The 16,915-nt window shown below is 58.3% G+C and carries 13 protein-coding genes and 1 tRNA gene; 7 read left to right on the top strand and 7 right to left on the bottom strand.

Annotated elements, in window-relative coordinates:
• Nucleotides 1–130 precede the first annotated feature (130 nt).
• The 3 genes from VEG30_17800 to VEG30_17810 all read right to left on the bottom strand — a co-directional run bounded on the left by VEG30_17800 (nt 131) and on the right by VEG30_17810 (nt 5,292).
• Nucleotides 131–829: a Crp/Fnr family transcriptional regulator gene (locus tag VEG30_17800; GenBank protein HXZ81787.1), complete on the bottom strand. Its 699-nt coding sequence runs from the start codon at nt 827–829 to the stop codon at nt 131–133.
• 263 nt (nt 830–1,092) lie between these two features.
• Nucleotides 1,093–3,081 (bottom strand): PAS domain S-box protein, encoded by a 1,989-nt coding sequence (locus tag VEG30_17805; protein HXZ81788.1) that lies wholly within the window; start codon nt 3,079–3,081, stop codon nt 1,093–1,095.
• Nucleotides 3,082–4,386: 1,305 nt separating this feature from the next.
• The gene (locus tag VEG30_17810) at nt 4,387–5,292 is read right to left on the bottom strand and encodes a DUF1684 domain-containing protein (protein HXZ81789.1); all 906 of its coding nucleotides are present in this window, start codon (nt 5,290–5,292) and stop codon (nt 4,387–4,389) included.
• A gap of 161 nt (nt 5,293–5,453) precedes the next feature.
• On the opposite strand from VEG30_17810, the gene VEG30_17815 reads away from it, so the two are divergent.
• Both VEG30_17815 and VEG30_17820 read left to right on the top strand, forming a co-directional pair.
• Nucleotides 5,454–5,861, top strand: a complete 408-nt coding sequence (locus VEG30_17815) for an SgcJ/EcaC family oxidoreductase (protein HXZ81790.1) — start codon at nt 5,454–5,456, stop codon at nt 5,859–5,861.
• Nucleotides 5,862–6,103: 242 nt separating this feature from the next.
• A complete protein-coding gene (locus tag VEG30_17820; GenBank protein ID HXZ81791.1) occupies nt 6,104–6,547 on the top strand; it encodes an OsmC family protein in 444 nt (147 codons plus the stop codon).
• Between the two features lie 150 nt (nt 6,548–6,697).
• On the opposite strand, the gene VEG30_17825 is transcribed toward VEG30_17820, so the two are convergent.
• Nucleotides 6,698–6,922, bottom strand: a complete 225-nt coding sequence (locus VEG30_17825) for a hypothetical protein (protein HXZ81792.1) — start codon at nt 6,920–6,922, stop codon at nt 6,698–6,700.
• Nucleotides 6,923–7,086: 164 nt separating this feature from the next.
• Between VEG30_17825 and VEG30_17830 the strand changes: the two genes are divergently transcribed.
• Together VEG30_17830 and VEG30_17835 are read left to right on the top strand one after the other, a co-directional pair.
• Nucleotides 7,087–7,173, top strand: a tRNA-Leu gene (locus VEG30_17830).
• 129 nt (nt 7,174–7,302) lie between these two features.
• Nucleotides 7,303–8,091: a hypothetical protein gene (locus VEG30_17835; GenBank protein ID HXZ81793.1), complete on the top strand. Its 789-nt coding sequence runs from the start codon at nt 7,303–7,305 to the stop codon at nt 8,089–8,091.
• 86 nt (nt 8,092–8,177) lie between these two features.
• Here VEG30_17835 and VEG30_17840 read toward each other — a convergent pair whose 3' ends face one another.
• The gene (locus tag VEG30_17840; protein HXZ81794.1) at nt 8,178–9,974 is read right to left on the bottom strand and encodes a CRTAC1 family protein; all 1,797 of its coding nucleotides are present in this window, start codon (nt 9,972–9,974) and stop codon (nt 8,178–8,180) included.
• Between the two features lie 103 nt (nt 9,975–10,077).
• On the opposite strand from VEG30_17840, the gene VEG30_17845 reads away from it, so the two are divergent.
• Nucleotides 10,078–11,892, top strand: a complete 1,815-nt coding sequence (locus tag VEG30_17845; protein HXZ81795.1) for a CRTAC1 family protein — start codon at nt 10,078–10,080, stop codon at nt 11,890–11,892.
• A 138-nt stretch (nt 11,893–12,030) separates the two neighbouring features.
• A complete protein-coding gene (locus VEG30_17850; GenBank protein ID HXZ81796.1) occupies nt 12,031–13,800 on the top strand; it encodes a VWA domain-containing protein in 1,770 nt (589 codons plus the stop codon).
• A 27-nt stretch (nt 13,801–13,827) separates the two neighbouring features.
• Here the strand turns inward: VEG30_17850 and VEG30_17855 are convergent, their stop codons facing one another.
• Both VEG30_17855 and VEG30_17860 read right to left on the bottom strand, forming a co-directional pair.
• The gene (locus tag VEG30_17855; protein HXZ81797.1) at nt 13,828–14,181 is read right to left on the bottom strand and encodes a hypothetical protein; all 354 of its coding nucleotides are present in this window, start codon (nt 14,179–14,181) and stop codon (nt 13,828–13,830) included.
• Between the two features lie 89 nt (nt 14,182–14,270).
• Nucleotides 14,271–15,410: a c-type cytochrome gene (locus VEG30_17860; protein ID HXZ81798.1), complete on the bottom strand. Its 1,140-nt coding sequence runs from the start codon at nt 15,408–15,410 to the stop codon at nt 14,271–14,273.
• Between the two features lie 184 nt (nt 15,411–15,594).
• Between VEG30_17860 and VEG30_17865 the strand changes: the two genes are divergently transcribed.
• Nucleotides 15,595–16,821: a multiheme c-type cytochrome gene (locus VEG30_17865; protein ID HXZ81799.1), complete on the top strand. Its 1,227-nt coding sequence runs from the start codon at nt 15,595–15,597 to the stop codon at nt 16,819–16,821.
• Nucleotides 16,822–16,915 lie beyond the last annotated feature (94 nt).

Here is a 16,915-nt window from a genome sequence, read left to right on the forward strand (position 1 = left end):
GAGCTGATAATCCCGCCCTTCGCCAAAAGCGAGCGAGGATTCTCAGAGAAAACCCCGCCCAAGCTGCGCTTGAACGGGGGCACCCTCAGGATCATTGCAAGGTATGAACCCAGCAGTCACGCCGACAAGGTTACGCGGAAATCAGCGACTCCAGTGCGTCCCGGTTAGGAATCACTAAAGTCGCGCCGTTCTGTTGGATGAGGCGGCGGCGCTTGAAGCCGCCCAGCACGCGAGTGACAGTCTCGCGGGATGTGCCGATCATCTGCCCGATTTCTTCGTGCGTGAGAGTGAACTTCATGCGGCCGGGATTGCGCGCTTCTTCGTTCTGATCCAGCCAGTCCACCAGGAGGCGGGCCAGTTTTTCCGTGGCTGATTCGGAGAGCACGAGGTGGCGGATCTCGCGGCAGGTGGCGTCATAGTCTCGGCTGAGCTGCTGGGCTACCCATAGCGGCAGTTCGCGGTGGACACGCATCAGGCGCTGGAGATCTGCCTGGCGGATGAAGCTGACTTCGCACGGTCCTTGGGTTTCGGCGGTGGCCTCGTAACCGCGCGCGGAGACGGCGGCCGATACTCCCAGCAGCTCCCCGGGCTCGGCGATCCGCAGAATCAAAACTTTACCGTCGCTTCCGCTGACCGAGAGCTTCACTCGGCCCCGGCGGACGATGAAGATGCCCCGAGGCGCCTGTTCTTCCACGAACAAGACAGCTCCCGAGGGATAGGTGGTAGTAAACGCCACCTCGTCCAAGGCTTGGGATATTTCCGACGGCAACTCGGGGAACATCTGTCCGGATTGAGGAACAGCGTTAACTTTGATTGCATGTGCGGCCATCTGCCACCTCCCACTGGAGATAAGGCAGGTGGGTGGCCATTCGCGCGGAAGTCAGCTGCGGGCATACTGTTTTGGGCAACTGCAAGAAAACAAGAGGGCTGTTGGACGTCGAGGAAAAAAGCGGGCTGAGGAAAGCAAGGTACACCCGACTCTGGGCTGCGCGAAATCGCACAAAGCTGTGTGATCTCAATCACTGGCCGGATGGCCACATGGCAACTGTCCGGGGTAACGCCGGACGGATGGGGGAGCGAGGGCCAGTCCTTTCAAGCAAGGGCGCCGTTGATGGCTTTCAGCAGGGCAGTGCGGGTAAAGGGTTTTTCCAGCAGAGTGTTGCCATGAAGGGAATCATGCTCTCCCAGCAGCTCTCCGGTGTACCCGGACATGTACACCACCTTCATGTCGGGGTGAGAGTCGCTGAGCCGCAGCACCAGCTCCGGACCACTCAGGCCACGCATGACAACGTCGGTGAGCACCAGGTCGATGTGCTGGTGGTGGGAAGCGAGAAGGCCCATGGCAGCGCGACCGTCCCCCGCTTCGAGCACGGTGTAGCCCTGGTCAGCGAGCGTTTGGCGGGTCAGCATGCGCATCATGTCATCGTCTTCGACCAGGAGGATAGTGACTCCATCGCCTTTGGGTAGGGCAACCTCGGCCTCGGCTTCCTCCGCGGCACTGATTCTGTGCTCCGCGGAGGGCAAGTACATGCGGAAAGTGGTGCCGCGTCCCGGTTCGCTGTATACCCAGATGTAGCCACCACTCTGTTGCACGATGCCATAGACGGTTGCCAGTCCGAGACCGGTGCCCTTGCCGGTTTCCTTGGTGGTGAAGAAGGGCTCGAAGATGTGAGCCAGCGTTTCCTCGTCCATTCCTGTCCCGGTGTCGCTGACGGCAAGCATTATGTACTTGCCAGGCTTTAAAGGCGGATGCTGGCAAGTGAAAGCCTCGTCGAAGTCCATGACAGCGGTTTCAAGGATTAGCTTGCCACCGCGCGGCATAGCATCGCGCGCATTCACCGCCAGGTTGAGAACGATTTGGTCGATCTGGCCGGGATCAGCTTCTATCAACGCCGATTCAGATCTGGGCACGATAAGGATTTCAACATCATCGCCCATCAGGGGACGAAGCAGCTTGTTAACCTCCCGCAAGCGTTCATTCAGATCGAGGACCCTTGGCCTTATGGTCTGTTTGCGGCTGAAAGTAAGCAGCTGACGCGTCAAAGAGGCGCCGCGTTGGGCAGCTCTCTTGATGGTTTCCACGTACTGCGCCGGGGGACTGGCCGCCTCGATGCGGTCGCGCAGGAATTCGGTGCAGGCGGTGATGATGCCAAGAATGTTGTTGAAGTCATGAGCCACTCCCCCGGCCAGCCGGCCCACGGCTTCCATTTTTTGTGCCTGGCGAAATTGATCCTCCACGCGCTTCTGTTGAGTGATATCACGCGCAATTACGGAGGCGCCGAGAATCGTGCCGTGCGAGTCACGAAGAGGAGATACGGAAATGAAGACGTCCAAATGACGTCCGTCCTTGGCTACGCGTATGGATTCGAAGTGCTCGACCGATTCTCCCCGGCGCATTCTCTCCAGAATATCGAGCATCTCATTCGCACGGTCCTTGGGAGCGAGCATGGTGATGGACTTGCCGATTACTTCCTCGGCGGTATAGCCATAGGTGCGCTCAGCCCCCTTGTTCCAATGGGTGATGTTGCCGTTGAGGTCCTTGGCGATGATGGCGTCCTCGGAGGAGTCCATGATCAGAGCCAGCCGTGAGGTCGCCTGCGTAGCCCGGAGATCGAGCTCTTCATTGAGTCGGCGCAGTTCGTCTTCAATTTTGCGGCGATCGCTGATGTCACGGATGGCGCTCAGCACGATCATGCCCTGGTCGGTGGGCACCGGGCTGAGGCTGATCTCGACGGGAAACTCCGAGCCGCCGCGGTGGCGTCCATAGAGATCGAGACCGGCTCCCATGCGGCGCGCTTTTGGTTGCTGTGCAAAATTGCCGCGATGCTGATGATGCTGCTGCCGATAGCGATCGGGAACCAACAGCTCGACGGTTTGGCCAATCAGTTCTTCCCGGGGATAACCGAATAACTGCTCGGTTTGAGAATTGACCTGGATGATGATTCCTTGTTGATCCACCGCGACCGTGGCGTCGGGGAAGGCTTCCAGCAGCGCGGAAGAGAGCAGGATACCAGTCGGCAGGCCGCCGTACTCGGGCGCAAGTTCGGGTTCCTTACGTTGAGCGGAAGGGTTCCGAGGCATAACGCACGCACCTGATCTTGCGGGAATCCTTACTATAGTCGAAAGGGACGAGAGAGGGAAATCGGCGCGGCAAAGTTCCGTTTTCTGGAAATTCGGGTTTTGGGGGCCGTCGAGGCTGCACCTCGACTGGCAGCTAAGAGGGAGGGAAGCAGCGACAGATGTTCTGGAGTAGGGTTCTTCGATTCAGCCGCCTCGGGGTGCTAGGGAAACGTCCGTCCACTAGCTGTATAGGGGAGGTCGAGCCTCCGAATTTTCCGTGAGCGGCCACGGGGAGGGGGTGATATTGTGCTCCTGAACCTATATGCCTGGGGGGGGTGAATGGAGGAACCAATATGGAAAAACTGAAGTACCTTGCTCTAGGTCTGCTGCTGGCGGGTACGCTGGTGGCGCACGCTCAATATCTACCAAAGTGCGGATTCTGCGATGTTGGAGGAATCTGCAAGGACTCTTACCCAGGAAGTAGAACATATTGCTGCCGCTTCGTTACCGCCTACTCACCAACTGGGCCCAAGATAGCAAACTATGGAGGGGCTAACGTGTTCTACCCATACGGTAGAATGTGTGCATCTTGTGGCACCTGTACCATGCAGGGAGGGACACCACAATGTCTGTCTTGTAGTTCCGGCTGTCTATACGATCAGGGGGTATATGGGTGTGACACTGGAATGGGATGTCCAGGCACATCCCCTGCCAGTCCAGCCTCTAGAGTGGATGCTCCTAAACCTAAGATTAAACTCGTATCTCTAAATGACGTGTACGGCGGTAAGAACCCTTCTTGGAACACAGACAAACTGCGCGAGATACTCGGACCTTATTCGGCGGCTCTCTACTCTCTGCTAACTGACTGGTATCTATACCCAGGACGGTTGTGGGGGAAAGGAAACTGCGGAGAGAGGTTCGCCGGAGCAATGGGCCTTGGGCACAAATCAGATTTGTCTGACAAGGTCGGGTTTACTTACGAGTACGTCAAAGCGACAGAAGATTGGAGGGTGATAACCATTGCCGACGACAATCTTCCAGAGGATCAATCGCCCGACAAAAAGACTCTACGTCTGTGGCTATCCGATGACTGGTGGAGATTAGAGGATTATTCAACCGCCACAACGCTGATTGAGGGCAATTTACGCTAGGAAGAAAGGAGGAATACCTCGTTCGAGGGAGTCATGAACGTCCTGCGAGGAATCGAAACTGCAGATCCCTCGTTGGACTGAAGTCCTCCTCGTGATGACAATTGGAGTAAACAGCAAGTCTTTCGACTGAGACGGGGCCATTATTCCCGTGCTCGCTTAAGATATCTCCTCTTCGCTAATGTCCCGCGTACATCTCTCCCGCCTCGATCGGCACCTTCAAATAATTCTCCTTCGGCGGCAGCGGACACGTTGCATAAGGTGTGAATCCGCAGGGCGGGGTGTAGGCCTTGTTGAAGTCGAGGATTACCTTGCCGTCCTTGGGCATCTCGGCGTAGAGGAAGCGCCCTGCTGGGTAGGTCTGCTTGCCGCTGGTCTGATCTCTCAGAATGAAGAACAATTCGTCTTCGCCCTCTTCCACCAGCGCCTCGAGCCGAAGCTTGTTTCCATTCAGACTGAATTCGACGTATCCGGGACTGGACATCTCGACATCCTCGCCGAGTACGGTTGGAACCGAGACTTGCCTGGGCTTATCAAACGGCACAAAGGCGGCATTCACGCGGTAGGAATCTTGAATCGGAAAATACTTCAGGCCCTTGAAGCTGCGGAGGTGATCGCTGTGCAAATCGCGAGTGCGAATGCCGAGCCGCTGATTGCGCTTGATCACCAGCATGCGCAGGTCGCCCATTTCGATGATGGTCGGAGATGTCGCGGTATCCGGCTCGAGAATGGCGTCGGTGGCGGGCTTGCCTTCGATCTTCACCCTAGACTGGGGAAGCGCGTGCAGAGTCACAGTGCCATTCTTGAGTTCGAAAACACCAGCCTGCGCAGGCGCTTTCTCGCGTGGTAGGACAACCTCATTGTTGGCGTCGCTGCCAAAGCGGTTGGGGCCTTCCTTCAACCAGGACAGGCCAACAAGCGTGAGCCAGTTGGTCTTCAAGCTGGCCTCACGTTTTTCACGCCACTTCATGATCTCCGACTGATAGGCGGGAGAAACGGCGTTGGCGGCAGTGCCGAGAGTTGCTGCGATCGTAGGAATGGCGAGAGCCGAGATGAGCAGAATGCTAGGGATACGTAGTCTCATGCGTACCTTGAGAATGCGGGCGGCGGGTTCCGAGTTGGGCAGTCTCCGTGCGCCACCCGGTCGAGCACCCTTCCACATCTTATACGGCAGTACAATGGATGTGCTCAATGCCGCCGCAGTTACTTTGCGGTATCCAGCGGTAAGCGAGCCGGGAGGTCCAGATGCCGATTGCCAGCGACGAAGTAGAGGCTCTCATCAGCAAAACCGGGGACCAATGGGCCCAGCATTGGAATGCGGGCGAACTGGACAAGCTCATTCAGTCGTATGCTAGTGAAGCCGTGTACATGCCTCCACATCATGCTGCCGTGCACGGCCGCGATGCCATTCACGAATATCTGAAGGGTCCGCTACGCCACGGTGTGCGGGATCTGGCCTACGAAGTTACGTTTATCAAGCACTCAGGCGACTTGGCGTACGATGTAGGACGCTACTCCATGAGCCTGCCCGAGCCCGATGGCACCATGCGGAAGGATCGCGGAAAATATCTGACGGTGTGGCGGCGACAAGCTGACGGGCAGTGGAAGATCGTGGCCGATTGCTGGTCGAGCGATCTGCCGCCGGCGCATTGAAAATTTGTCTGTTATAGAAAACCAACAATCCCACCCTAGCCAAAAGATGGCCAGGAGGGGGCACCCTCGGGCGAATCCCACCCTCCGCCAAGTGCGCGGAAGGGTGGGGCACCCTGTAACTTTTGTTGGCGATACTGTCGGTAAGAAAACGCAAGGCCCTTCGGCTCGGACGGGATTTTCATAATCCCGTCTCGCTCAGGGTGACATTCACAGAATTCTTAGCCAGAAATCCTGGAGGACGAATGCAACGTAAAGCTAGCGCAGTCTGGACCGGCGGTCTGAAGGATGGCAAAGGCACCATCTCGACCGCAAGCGGAGTACTTTCCAACACGCAGTATTCTTTTGCCACCCGCTTTGAGAATGGCGTGGGCACCAATCCCGAAGAACTGCTTGGCGCATCGCATGCCGGCTGCTTTTCCATGGCTCTCTCGAACGAACTGGGCAAGGCAGGATTCACGCCGGAGCGCATCGCAACGGAAGCTACGGTCACGCTGGACAAAACCGACGCCGGCTTCACCATCACCACGGTTCATCTTAACGTCAACGCCCGCGTGCCGGGAGCCAGCGAAGACGCATTCCGTAAGGTTGCCGAAACGGCGAAGGCTGGATGTCCGATTTCTCGCGTCCTGAATGCCAAGATCACGATGGATGCGAAGCTGGAAAAGGGCGCGGCCGCGGCGGACTAACTATTGCCTTAGTGAAACGAACTACCCCACCCTAGCCAAAAGACGGCTAGAGTGGGGGCACCCTCAAGATTGTCGGGATCGCCAAGTTTGCCGGCTGATGCGGGCGTGTAGCGCAGGCGATCTCGCCTGCCCTCAATGTGTGGCTAGCAGCTACTTCCCCTGGGAGCGGAGCAGTTCGCGGATCTCGCGGTTGATGCGGGCAGCTTCGTGGGCAGCCTTGTCGATCATCTGCACCCATTTCTTCCCGTCCTCGTCTAGGTTGGCGTGAGCAAGCAGATAGGACGCTTGCATGACGGTCTCGATGGAGTTGCTGAGGTCGTGAGCGAGACTGCGAAGCCGGCCATTTACGTCGGGCCGCGTGTTTTGATTGTCCATAAGTAAAGACAAGCGAACGGCGAAGCGCGCTCTGCTGCGCCTAGTTTACAACGAGAGCAGGCGGGTATCCTGCTGCGCGCAGGTTTGACACTAGACGGAGCGTTTGTAGAATAGAAGAGTCTTCCCTGAGCGCCGGGCCTCCTGTCCGGCGCAGCCTGCTTCGTGCCGAAGTGGCGGAATTGGCAGACGCGCATGGTTCAGGTCCATGTACCCGCAAGGGTGTGGGGGTTCGAGTCCCTTCTTCGGCACCAGAAATACGAGATGTCCTTCGCTCCGGTAGGGATTTCGCCAGCGGGTTCAGACTCCCTCCAGATCACAGTCGCAACCCGGCTCAACCTGCTATACTCCTGCCGCAAAATTCTGCCGAGGAGGAGATCCCTATGCGAAAGCTCGTTTTACTTCTGCTGCTGATGGTGCAGGTGGCGCTTGCCGCCTGGGCGCAAAGTCCCTTCGACGGCAGCTGGAAAGTTGACCTGAGCAAGTCACAGCCACCGAAGAAGCCAGATGTTTTCGTTCTGCAGAATGGAACATACACCTGCAAGACCTGCGTACCGCCAGTCTCGGTCAAGGCGGATGGCAGCGACCAGCCCGTCACCGGGCATCCCTACTACGACACCTTAGCGATCAAAGTGGTGGATGATCACACCGTGGAGCAGAGCATGAAGAAGGGCGGCAAGCCGACGGTCAGTGAGAAAGATGTCATCTCTGCTGACGGCAACACGATCAATGCCGATTGGACCGACAGCACGCCCACCAGCGGCGGACCGGTAACGGGCAAGACCAAGATGACCCGCGTTGCCAAAGGGCCCTCGGGCGCGCATCTTATATCCGGCTCGTGGCGAACCGAGCAGATCAGCGACATGGGCGATAACGGGCTACTGATCACCTTCAAGGGCACTGGCGATGGACTGGAGATGAGCACGCCTACCGGTGCCTCCTATTCCGCCAAGCTGGATGGCAAGGATGTCCCCTACAAGGGCGATCTCGGGATTACCAGTGTCTCGCTGAAAGCGGTGAGCGCGAATTCGATTGAAGAAACAGATAAGCGCGAGGGCAAAGTGATCAGTGTGACCAAAATCAGCGCCACGCCCGGCGGCAAGACGCTGACCTTCGACGTCGATGACAAGCTGCACAACACCACGAGCCACTGGGTGGCAGTGAAGCAGTAGTACGAGACGGGCTTGCGGGTGCCCCACTCCAGCCATTTTTTGGCCAGGGTGGGGTGGTTGATCTTCATTAACAACGGCGGGCAAGATTATTTCGCAAACTTCGCGGACGGCTGACTGCTGATTGCTGACGGCTTGTTTGATTGCTGACTGCTGTTCGCTGAAGGCTGGTTCAATTTGCTCTGGCCGGAAAATGGCGTCTTCTGCTGTACGCCCTGGCCTTCGGCGATGGTGTAAATGAAGTCGGCCGCCAGGTCCTGGAGAACATCTTTCTTGCCGCTTGGCCACGCGATTTCGACGGTGTTCAGGGTGACGTGTGAGCCGAGGCCGAAGTGCAAGCGCAGGTCGTTCTGCGATAGATAGCTGCCACCGCCGCGCACTTCGCTGAACTGCACCAGGTCCCCCGCGGTAACCGTTACCCGCGCTCCGATTGCAGCCTTATTGCTTTTTGTTCCCACCAGCTTGAAGAGCACGGCGTGATTTGAACTCTCCGTGCGGTTGATCAGCAGCGTCGGCGGTTCGCCCACATTGAGGATGAGCACATCTACTTTGCCGTCATTATTAACGTCGCCAAACGCGGCGCCGCGGCGGGATAACAGCGGCAACTTGTCCAGCCCGGCAAGCGTGCTGATGTCTTCAAATGTCCGGTCGCGATTGTTGCGGAACAACACTATCGGCTGGCGATAGGGCACGCCGCCTTTCACCAGATCCATCTGCGGATAGACGTGACCGTTGGCCACCAGGATGTCGAGCCAGCCATCGTTGTCCACATCAAAGAAGGCGGTTCCCCATCCCACCAGGGGATAAGTCGGCTGGCCGATGCGCGCATTCCAACTGATATCGGTGAAGCCCTGCGCACCTCTGTTCCAGAACAGCATGTCGGGCTGCTCGGTGAATTCGCTGACGAAGATATCGAGGCGGCCGTCGTGATCGAAGTCGCCGAAATCGACCCCCATCGATCCCAGTTCCTGGCCGTCACCACTGAGGGCCGCACCGGAAAGCAACGCCACGTCTTCAAAGGTGCCGTCGTGCTTGTTGTGATAGAGGTAATTGGGGCCGGCGTCGTTGGCGACGTAGAGATCCGGCCAGCCGTCGTTGTCGTAATCGGCCCAAACGCCCTGCATGCCGAAATAGTGGTTGGAATCGTCTACCCCAGCCTTCTTGGAGACATCTTCGAAGGTGCCATCGCCGCGATTGTGGAAGAGAAAGTCGGACTCACCGGGCAATCCCCAAGGACCGCACTGCACGGGGATGCCGCGGAAACGGCAGGTCTTGTCGTTGCTTCCGAACTCGGGGAGCTTGTTGATGTCGATATAGACATATCGTGGGACGAATAAATCCACATAGCCGTCGCGATCGTAGTCCCCCCAGGCAGCACCGGTGCTGAAGCCGCCCACCCGCAGTCCCGCCTTCTCGGTCACGTCTTCAAACTTGCAGTTGCCGAGGTTGCGATAGAGGGCGTTGCCGCCATAGCCGGTGACGTAAACGTCCTGCCAGCCGTCGTTATCGAAGTCGGCGACTGCGACTCCCATGCCCCAGCCTTTGCGGGTGAGTCCGGCCTCTTTAGTGATGTCGCGGAATTTCAGATCGCCTTCCTGGTGGTAGAGAGTGATCATGGGATCGCCACCCTGGCGGTAGCGGTCCACGGAAGAGCCATTCACGGTGATGATGTCGAGCTTGCCGTCGTTGTCACAGTCGATAAAACCCACGCCTCCGCTCATCGACTCGACGATGTAACGCTTTTCGGGAGTGGAAAGATGAGGAACGGTCAGGCCAGCCTGTTTGCTGACGTCTTCAAATTTCGGCGTAGGCGCGGTGGGAGGAGCTTGTCCCAGAGCGTTTAGAGAAATGAGGAGTAACAGGACGAGGGTACCAACTCTGCCCATGGAATTCGTGTATTTTAGCAGAGTGTTTCCGGCTTCTTTGGCTCCGCTGTGTCTGCCGCATGCACGAACTTCGCGTTGTCATCCTGAGCGGAGCGTCCGCCCATTGTTTTGGGCTCGCGGCTTGCGGCAGCCGGGTGGGCGCGGAATCGAAGTACCTGGCGTTTTCCTGCTGCTCGCTCTTTTCTTGACCAGTTGTGTGATCTTGCCGGTCCCACTCAGGGCACAGAAACCAGCCGCGGAGCCGAAACCCACCACGACCATTCGCTTCACCGACATTACCGCTGCCTCCGGCATCCATTTTGAGCACGCGATCTCTCCCGAGAAGAAATACCTGGCCGAATCGATGAGTGGGGGCGTTCTGCTGCTCGATTACGATCAGGATGGCTGGCTCGACATCTACTTCACCAACGCTCCCAGCGTGGAGATGGCGTTGCACGGTCAAAAGGCAAAGAGCGCCTTGTACCACAACAATCATGACGGAACGTTCACTGACGTGAGCGACAAGGCTGGGGTGGGCTACCCCTGCTGGGCCATCGGAGGCGCGGTTGCGGACTATAACAACGATGGCTGGCCGGACATCCTGGTCACTTGCGAAGAAGGGATGGTGCTCTACCGCAACAATGGCGATGGCACGTTCACCGATGTCACCAAGGAGGCCCACCTGACAGATCCGCGCTGGACGACCGGCGCCGCATTCGCTGACTACGATGGCGACGGTTTCCCCGATCTGATGGTCTCGCGCTATGTTGTTTTCGACCTGAATCATCTGCCGCAGTTTGGCTCAGGACCTACATGCCATTTCCGGGGCATCCCGGTGCAGTGCGGGCCTCGCGGCATGAAGGGGCTCGCGGACAGCCTCTATCACAATAATGGAGATGGCACGTTTACGGATGTTTCGAAGTCCGCGGGTGTGGACGATCCGTCAGCCTATTACGGACTCGGTGTGCTGTGGGCCGACTTCAATGATGACGGCCGTCCCGACTTATTCGTCGCCGACGATTCCACTCCCAACTATCTCTATCGTAACGATGGCAACGGGCATTTCACCGACGTGGGCTTCGTTTCCGGCACCGCGGTCAACAACGACGGCGGGGAGATGGCGGGGATGGGCGTGGCCGCTTGCGACTACAACCACACTGGCCGCCTGTCGCTGGTGGTAACGAATTTTGAAGAGCAGGGTGAAACCCTTTATCGAAATGATGGTGGCATGACCTTCAATGAAGTTTCCAACGGGGCCGGGATCAGCGCTATCACGACACGTTATCTAGGCTGGGGAATCGGCTGCGTGGACTTCGACAATGACTCCTGGGACGACCTGTTCATCGTCAATGGCCACGTCTATCCGCAAGTCGATACGTATGAGGCGGGAGCCAAGTATCGCGAGCGCAAGCTGCTCTTCCAGAATCAGCGCGACGGTACTTTTCGAGAGGTGAGTGATCAGACGGGGCCGGCGCTCTCGATCCCGCAGGCAAGCCGGGGCGCGGCTTTTGGCGACCTTAATAATGATGGGAAGATCGACGTGGTTGTAGAGAACATCGATGGCGCTCCCATGATCCTGCGCAATGACAGCGGCAACGGCAATCACTGGATCACACTGCAACTGGTGGGAACGCGCAGTAATCGGCTTGCGATTGGGGCACGGGTGAAGGCGATAGCGGGCTCGCTGGTCCAGATCGACGAGGTCCACAGCGGTGGCAGTTACTTATCGCAAAGCGATATGCGTATCCATTTCGGCCTGGGGGACGCAGCCAAGGTCGACCGGGTCGAAATTCGCTGGCCCTCGGGACAAACTGAGACTTTACAAAATCTCGCTGGCGACCGATTCTATGTGATCAAAGAAGGTGTGGGAGTGGTGCCGGCTGAGAGTGCGCGGCCGACGGGTGCGAAAGCAGCATCGGCGGGCACGAAGAATCACTGATTCGCAGGCGCCGCGTGCAACGATGTCAGCTTGAAATCGCACGCTTCGTTAGCAAATTAAAGATCCACGATTCGGCTGTCTGCAGGGGCGCAGACCGCGCAAACTGAGGTTGCTTTTGTCATCCTAAGGAGATCGCACTTGATCAGCGCGTGTGACCGCCAGCGATGCGGGGTTGTGCTCATGCTGCTCATCTCAGCGTGCATGGCGGCCCAGCAAGCCTCACCTCCACCGCCCCCGGCAGACCTCAGCATCCGGACGACTACCCGGGTTGTGCTGGTGGATGCGGTGGTAATCGACGGCAGCTCACATGCGGTCAAGGGCCTCGCGGCCTCCGACTTCACCGTTCTGGAAGATGGCAAACCGCAGAAGATCGCTTTTTTCGCGTTCGAATCTGCGGCACAGCGTCAGGCTGCAAATCCGCCCAAGCTGCGTTCCGATGTCTATACGAACCGCCCGGAATACCACGACGCCGAGGGCGCCATGGTGGTGCTGCTGCTGGATGGTCTGAATACTCCGCCGGGACAACAGCTTTATGTCCGCCAGCAGATCCTGAAATATCTCTCGGATTCGAAGCTCTCGGGGCGAGGCACGGCGGTGCTTGCGCTGGGGAATGACCTCTCGGTGCTACAGGACTTCACGTCGAATTCGGAATTACTGCTGGCTGCGGTGCGTAATTACAAATCGGGACGAACCGCGGTCGACGTGGAGACTCCAAAGATCGATGTGCCGGTGACCACCAGCCCGGGAGCGGCGCCCTCGAATGTCTCCATACCTGTCTCCAACTCGGCCGACGTAGCATCGGCGGCGGTGACCAACACCCGGCCGCTAAATACTTTCGAGGAGCTTGCCGATTCCCTGCAGCGCTTTGAGAAAAGGATCGGAGTGGAGGACCAGGACCTTCGCACGCGCACCACGCTGGCCTCGCTCCGTCTGATTGGCCGCGCTCTGGCGGGCTATCCGGGGCGCAAAGCATTGATCTGGTGCTCAGCTTCCTTCCCGTTTAATCTCGCGCTTGACGAGAGCAAGGATGTGGAATTTTCCAAGTCTTATCACGACCAGATTCGACAGACCTCTGCCTTGCTGTCGGACGCTCATGTAGCCGTCTATCCCATCGATGCTCGAGGTCTGCTGACCACAAGTTCCATCGCTGACGCCTCTGTCGAAACCCGCATGGCCAAAGTCACACAGGACGCGGCGCCCAGTCCGTCGCTGGCATCACAGGCCTTTCAGCAATTCAATACTGAAGCCACGATGGATCATCTTGCCCACGACACCGGGGGAGAAGTCTTTCGCAACACCAATGATCTCGGACACGCCGTGCAGGCGGCGGTAGCTGACGCGGAGTCTTATTATGTGCTGGGCTACTATCCGGAGCAAAAAAAGTGGGACGGGAAGTTTCACAATATCAAGGTGATCACCGCCAATAAGCAGCTCACCATTCGCGCACGCAGCGGTTACTTCGCGGTCGATCCAGGGGATTGGAGAAAAGCGGGCGATGACAAGTCGATGCTCTCATCCGCCAGTCTGCACACGTTGTCGGCCACGGGCATTCTGTTCTATGCGCATCCCGTGCCGCCTGCCAAGCGCGGTCAGCCTGCGGTTGTTGAAATCCTGGTGGACGCGAGCACGGTTTCCTTTGGCTCAGGGCCCGACTTCAGCTACAACACGAACCTGGAATTTCAGGTGGGAGCATTCACTCCTGACGGCAAGCTCGACCGGGTGGAATCGCAGAGCGCGCAGGGTGACGTGCACCAAGACACCTACCAGCGTTTTATGAAGAGCGGAATTCCGGTCCGTATGGAACTGATGCTTAAGCCCGGCCGCTACCAGGTGCGCGTCGCCGCCCGCGACAACCGCAACGGACACCTGGGCACGCTGGACGTCCCACTCACCGTCCCACAGCTCTGATCTTTCGTTTCGGATGCCGCAGGATGGTTAGTGTTTATTGTCCGTTTCCTCCGCGCACGATTTCTTGAGGCGTTTCCATTTCGTGACATTCACCGCGGTGCCCTGCATGCAGGTGGTCATGCCCTGATGTTCTGTGCCAGTGAAGGAGATAGCAACACCCATGGCGGGCTGTTTGGCGTCCGCGGGGAATAAAAGGTTATAAAGCTTCTTGTCGTTGAAATCTTCGAGCACCACACAACCGCTTTCGACCCCAGCACGGGTGCAGCCTGAGGCCCGAACCGGTTTGGGAGCGGGCTGAGTCGGCGTGGATGTTTGTGCCAGCGTGATCCCGGCGAAGAGAGCAAATGCAGCAAGTGAACAGCACATTCGTTCTATGCGCATGCTGAATGCCTCGATGGCGTCGGAAGAAAGTGAAGGGAACCAACCATATGCCAGCCAAGTCTATGTTGAGTGCAGTCGCTTCGCCAGAACTATCGCGCCGGCGAGGGCTTCGCGAACTTGGAATCTTCAATCGGCACGTTCTGCTGCACCTGTTCGAGCTGAATTGTGAACCGTCCCGAAGGACGGGCGATTGTCCAGCGGTAGGGGACTTTCACACCGCCGGTTTCGCGATAGTCGGCATAGTCGATCTGAGTGGGATTGCGTCCCAGTGGCGTTTCTGCGTAGCGTAATACGCGCACCAGCAACGCCGAGGTGGAATCGAAATACAGCTTCATCGGCGGCTGACCCTGGCGGATGCCCAAAATGACGCTGGTTTCGCGATCGCTGATTTTTTCCTGCGGCTGCAGCCGCATTTCGCTGAAGTACTCCTTGGGGTGGAGAGGGAAGTGGAGGTCGGCGTCGAAACGAGCGGCATCGATATCCGAGGCGGTCATCTCGCGCGGTTCGCGATCCGGAGCAGCCAGCCAGCCGCGCTGACCATCGAAAACGGTCACGCTATCGCCGCCGGGCAGATGCATCACCGACATGCGTTTATCGGGAGCCTTGGCAAAAACATCGATCGGGAATTGCCGTCCGCCGAAAGCCGTGATCGTGCCCTTCTCCACTCGGGCGGATATTTTCTGCAGGGCGTCCGGGCCGCCCAGGGCACGGACATAGTTATCCAGAATCTGATCGGTAGTGAGTAAGCTGGATGCGTCCGGCGCACCTACATGTACGTCCGCGACAGGCTGAACTGTCGGCTCGTGTTCTGGGATAGCCGGCGTGCTGGCCGGGTCTTTGCTGCCGCGGTGGCAGGTGTAGCAGGTGACCTCGCGCGTCTTGAAGTTATCCTTATTAATGGCGAACATCATGCGCATCATCAGCCGCGCCGTTTGTTTGGGCTTCAGGTCGTCTTTTTCAAAGGCGCCGGGCACATGGCAGAAGTCGCACTGCACGCCGAGCGACGCCGTGATGAATTGCATCGCCGGCAGCACCTGATCAGAGGGGACATCCTTGAGCACCTGAATATTCTTGTAAACCTCTGGGGCCTTTTTCGCTGCGGAGGGCACCGGGAGGTGCTCCTGTCCGTATTGCGCACGACCCTCGCGGACCGCGAGTCCCACCACGGTACCAATAGCCAGCGCCGCGAGGGCGGCCTTAGATACAAATCCGATCGAGACATCCTTCATTGGTCCTCGCCTGAACGTCTGAGGACGGAGTGTAGCAAACCGAGGGCTGAGAAGGCCTCAGGCAGAGAGCCACAGTGCAGGCCGAGCGATTGTCTGCGTCTCTCCAGGTCTGCGATAATGTGTGGCCCGATTTGCGACGACGGATGGCGTTGTCGCTGGCTTTCTTTTCTCGGTCCCGGTATCTATGAACACCCCCGCAGTGGGCAAGGGTCTGTGGTTTCGTTTACCAGGGTTTCGCGCGCCGGGGCTTCTGGTGCTCGCCGTAGGGCTGGCACTCACCCTCACCCTGGCAACCTCCGCACAGAGCCCGGGTCCGAGCGCGGGATCAAAGGGTCCCGCGACCATGGCGGAGCAATTGAGCACGACCGAGCGATTGCGCAAGCCGGGATGGTGGCCTACGAAGGGGACGCTGCCGCGGGAAGAATTTGCTGGTCCGGCGGCCTGCGCTCAGTGCCACTCGGCGATCTCTACCACGCAGCAGCAATCCGCGATGGCGCGCACCTCGACCCGGGCGCAGGACTCCGAGATCCTGCGTACACACCTGCTGGACTACCGCCTGGGTCCGTACAGCTATCGGATATCGCCGAGCGGAAACGTGCAAATGTACATCGTGAGTGATTCCACGCGGACAATTTCCGGCCCGCTGAGCTGGTCATTCGGCATCCGCATGGGCCAAAGCTGGTTTTTCAATCACAATTCACTGACTCTTCTTGTCCCGCTCACGTATTACCCGGAGCCAAAGGAATTCAGCTTCACCGTGGATCAACCGCACACTGCGCCGGCGTCGCTGGAGAAAGCCATCGGACGTCCGCTGTCGTCCAGCGAGGTGCGGGGCTGTTTCGACTGCCACACGACGGCGGCCACCACCAACGATCATTTCGATCCCGAGCATGCGATTCCGGGCGTGACCTGTGAGGCCTGCCATGGTCCGGGCGCGAATCATATCGCCGGCGCCAAATCAGGATTGATCGAACAGCAGGGAATCACAATGATCATGAACCCGAAGCGTCTGAATCCCGTGGATTCCGTGGACTACTGTGGGGCGTGCCATCGCACGTGGTGGGATGTAACGCTGGCGGAGAATCCGGGACCGAAATCTTTGCGCTTCCAGCCCTATCGCATCGAGAACAGCCGCTGCTGGGGCAAAGGGGATGCGCGCATCACCTGCGTGGCGTGTCATGATCCCCACCGTCCGCTGGTGCGTGATGCCGCCTCTTACGACACGCGCTGCGAGGCTTGCCACGTCACGGCGGGGAAGGCTACTGCCGATCATCCCGGCTCTGCTTGCCCGGTCAGCCAGAAGGATTGCGTGTCGTGCCACATGCCGCAGTACCAGGTAGTGGATATCCCCGTGAAGTTTACCGATCACCAGATCCGGGTGGTTCGGCCGAACGCTCCCATTCCGGAATAACCAGCAAGCGAAATCGTCCCGGCCGCGGCAGCTTTTCTTTACAAGTCGGCAAATTTTTTCTTAGCATCGTTCGCTTCTGACTATTGAGCTTGGA

This window comes from Terriglobales bacterium, assembly GCA_035624455.1.
GTDB lineage: Bacteria > Acidobacteriota > Terriglobia > Terriglobales > Acidobacteriaceae > DASPRM01.